Consider the following 3,689-nt stretch of genomic DNA (forward strand, 5'->3'; position numbering starts at 1 on the left):
AGTACCGTACATACCGTGTGTGGGGGGCTCGGAAGACAGATGTACTGTAAAAAGTTCCGTACATACCGTGGCGGACGCACTGCCGGCGCCGCGGCCCGCGGCCCGTCGGAATGGACCAAGCGCTCGAAGCGGACGTGGTCGTCCCAGCCTTGTGGTACCGCGACCTGCTGCCTTGAGCGCAAATACACGCGCGAGACTCGCGGGCAAAATCGTCGTCGACATCGCCAATCCATTCAACGCGGACTTCTCGGTTCTGACGCTGCCTTGGGGAGCTTCCGCCGCCGAGCGGCTGCAGGATTCGCGCAACGTCGGCGCGGCAGCTACCCCTATGTCAGCAACCGCTTGTTCGGATTGGAAAGAGGGAACGGGAGGAAAAAGTAACCTTCGCGAGGGCGGGCGATATGGTATAATTACCGGCATGAAGAGGAGATCGGAGGGACACGATTCATGTCTTATTCCCGCACTCGATCGCGGCAGAAGTCGCGACGGCGTGCCCGAAGATGGTTGTACGTCAACTTGATGCTGCTGATCGCCGTCCTCGTCGCGGGCGGGTGGTACGTCGCCGACGCGATGCGGTCGGACGGCCAACGGCCCGGATCCGGTCCGGGGAGCGCAGGCGCATCGCCTACGCACTCCGCCCAGCCGAGCGCGCCGCAGCCGTCGGCTACGGGCAAGTCGGAGCAGGAGCCGGCGCCGTCGGATGAACCGGACGCCATGCCGGGTGAAGGAACGCCCGCGCCGGGCGATGCGACCGTGTCGCTTGCCTTCGTCGGCGATATTTTGCCCGCGGCCCGTGTCGGAGAGCTGATGGAGAAAAAGGGAGTCGACTATCCGTTCGCCCTGGCGAAGGACGTGCTCCGGGAAGCGGATCTCGTCGCAGGCAATCTGGAGGCGCCCATCACGATGCGAGGCACGCCGGCCGAAAACAAGCAGTTCGTCTTCAAAGGCAAACCCGCTTACCTGAAAGGCGTTAAAAATGCCGGCTTTCACGTCTTGAGCCTCGCGAACAATCATACGCTGGATCAGGGATGGGAAGGGCTGCGCGACACGATGGACGCGTTGGACGACGTCGGATTGCAGCATATGGGCTCCGGTGCGGATGATACCGAAGCGTTCACACCGGCCATCCTGGAGCATGGGGGCTTCCGGGTCGCGTACATCGGCGTCTCGAACGTCGTGCCGGAAGTCTCCTGGAAGGCGGACCGCAATCATCCCGGCGTAGCCGAAACGTACGATACGACCCGGACGGTCGCGGCGATCAAAGCTGCGAAGGAAGTGGCCGACCTCGTCGTCGTCATGGTCCATTGGGGTAAGGAAAGAGAGGATCGGCCGATCGCCAAGCAGACGAGCGTGGGACATACGCTGATCGACGCCGGCGCCGACCTGGTCATCGGGAGCCATCCGCACGTCCTTCAAGGCTTCGAGGCGTACAAAGGCAAGTGGATCGCCTACAGCCTCGGCAACTTCATTTTCACGACGCCCGTCCAGCCGTCCAAGACGCAGGAGACCGGCGTGCTGACGGCGAAGTGCACGGCCAAAGGCGCCTGCGCGCTGCATTTCGTTCCGATGTATTCGACCGACTCCCAGCCGGCGCCGATGGAGCCGGTGAGCGCGAAGCTGCTGCTGTCCAGACTGTCCGAGCTGTCCTATGGGGCCAAAATCGACGAGAACGGCGTCATCTCCGTCGCGAGGTGACGACAGAGACAAAGCCAAGGGGAATGGAGGGAACGAGTGATGACGACGACTGCTTCTCCCGCGCAGTTGCACCCGTGCGTTGCGCATCGCGGCTGGTCCGGCGGAGCGCCCGAGAATACGCTGGCCGCGTTTAAGCTGGCGATGACCGAGCCCGCCGTCCAATGGATCGAACTGGACGTTCATCTCTCGAAGGACGAGGTGCCCGTGGTCATCCACGACGCCACCCTGAACCGCACGACCAATGCCAAAGGAAAGGTGCGCGATTTGACCGCGCGTGAGCTGGGCTGCCTGGATGCGGGCAGTTGGTTCCACCGCGTCTATGCCGGCGAGCCCGTCCCGACACTGGCACAGGTGCTGGAGATTACAGCGGGGCGGTGCCGGCTCAACATCGAAATGAAGGAGGGCACGCCGGACCCGGACCTGTTCGCCGTACGCGTCGCTTCGCTGCTGCGGGCGTACGGTCGGGAGCGCAATTCCATCATCACTTCGTTCGAGACGAAATATTTGACCGCAGTCAAGCGGCACGCCCCCGAAATCAGCACGGGGCTCATCATCGACAAGCGCCCGAGCAGCCTGATCGCGACGTTAAAGTCGCTGGAGGCCGACGTCCTCTCCATCGGCTTCGGACACGTCGTTCCTTCTCTTCTGAACGAGACGGAGGCAGCCGGCATCCGCGTGATGGCTTGGACGCCGAATCATCCCCGCGATCTGGCTCGGCTGGCGGCGATGCCGCAGCCGTTCCTGATCTGCACCAACTACCCGGATCGCTGGCTGGCGGCCGTGACGAAAGGAATTCCCGCTCGATGACATTTACGCAATCGGACTATCGCAACATCTTATGCGTCGGCCGCAACTACCGGCTGCACGCCGCCGAGCTCGGCAACGCGGTCCCCGAATCGCCGATGATTTTCTCCAAGCCTACGCATGCCGCCGTCGCCCTGGACGGCTCGGCGATCGCGCTGCCGGCCGGCGAAGGCGCCATTCATTACGAGACCGAGCTCGTGTTTCTCGCCGGCCGGCGGTTCGAGCCCGGCATCGCGCTGCACGAGCTCTACACCCACTTCGCCGTGGGACTGGACCTCACCTTGCGCGACGTGCAGGAAGGCCTGAAGGCCAAAGGTTACCCGTGGCTGGCGGCCAAAGGCTTCCGCCATTCGGCGCCGCTTGGCCGTTGGCTGATCTTTGGCGCGGAGACGAACCTGGCGGCAGATTTCAGCTTCCACTTGAACGGGGAAGAGGTGCAGCGCGGCAACGTGCGCGATATGGTGTTCGGCCTGCGCGAGCTGACGGACCACGTCGGCGCGCGCTACGGGATCGGGCCGGGCGACCTGCTGTTCACCGGGACGCCGGCCGGCGTCGGCGCGCTCCGGGACGGGGACCGAGCCGAGCTCTTCTGGAACGAGCAGCCCGTGGGCGAAGGCACGTTCCGCATCTGACGCGATTGGAAATGAGAAGGGCTGACGCCAGCTTAGGCGAGCTTGGTGTCAGCCCTGTTCGGCATGGAGGACGACCGGCGCAATCCGACCGGCGCAATCCCGACCGCGGAGCGTCGGCCCGCCCGGACCTCGAAATGGGGTCTGCTTTGGCGGTCGGCAAACGCTAAACGGTTGTAATGGCGCTTATTTAGCTCGATTTGTTCCGATTCGATTGCTAACGGTTGCTGACGAGCTTATTTGTCGGAATTTCGTTTAAAACTCCTTAGTTTGCATGAAATAACGATGCTCAGATCCGTTAGAATTTTTTAAAGCGATTCATTCCAGTGATAAGCTCAGTGACAACTGTTAGCACCATTCGCAGCATTCGCAGCATTCGCACCATTCGCACCAATCGCACCAAACGCAACACGCCAATCGCCCCAACTGACCCAACTGCACCAATCGCACGTTATCCAGTACATTCTCGTAAGTCAGTAAGACCGATATCTGCTTTCCATAGCCCACTTGCCCGCCACGCTTGCCCGCCACGCTTGCCCGCCACGCTTGCCCGCCACGCTT

At 62.5% G+C, this 3,689-nt stretch carries 3 protein-coding genes; all 3 read left to right on the top strand.

Going from position 1 to position 3,689, the window contains the following annotated elements:
* The first annotated feature begins 447 nt into the window (after positions 1-447).
* Genes LKX83_RS31690 through LKX83_RS31700 form a run of 3 tightly spaced genes read left to right on the top strand, consistent with a single transcriptional unit; the run spans position 448 to position 3,131 of the window.
* The gene (locus LKX83_RS31690; protein WP_227887233.1) at positions 448-1,695 is read left to right on the top strand and encodes a CapA family protein; all 1,248 of its coding nucleotides are present in this window, start codon (positions 448-450) and stop codon (positions 1,693-1,695) included.
* 39 nt (positions 1,696-1,734) lie between these two features.
* Positions 1,735-2,502: a glycerophosphodiester phosphodiesterase gene (locus tag LKX83_RS31695; RefSeq protein WP_227887235.1), complete on the top strand. Its 768-nt coding sequence runs from the start codon at positions 1,735-1,737 to the stop codon at positions 2,500-2,502.
* Entirely contained in the window at positions 2,499-3,131 is a 633-nt protein-coding gene (locus tag LKX83_RS31700; RefSeq protein ID WP_227887236.1) for a fumarylacetoacetate hydrolase family protein, read from the top strand. Before LKX83_RS31695 ends, LKX83_RS31700 begins: the two co-directional genes overlap by 4 nt.
* Positions 3,132-3,689: the final 558 nt, after the last annotated feature.

Origin of the sequence: Cohnella baijiui, from assembly GCF_020731285.1 — a bacterium.
GTDB lineage: Bacteria > Bacillota > Bacilli > Paenibacillales > Paenibacillaceae > Cohnella.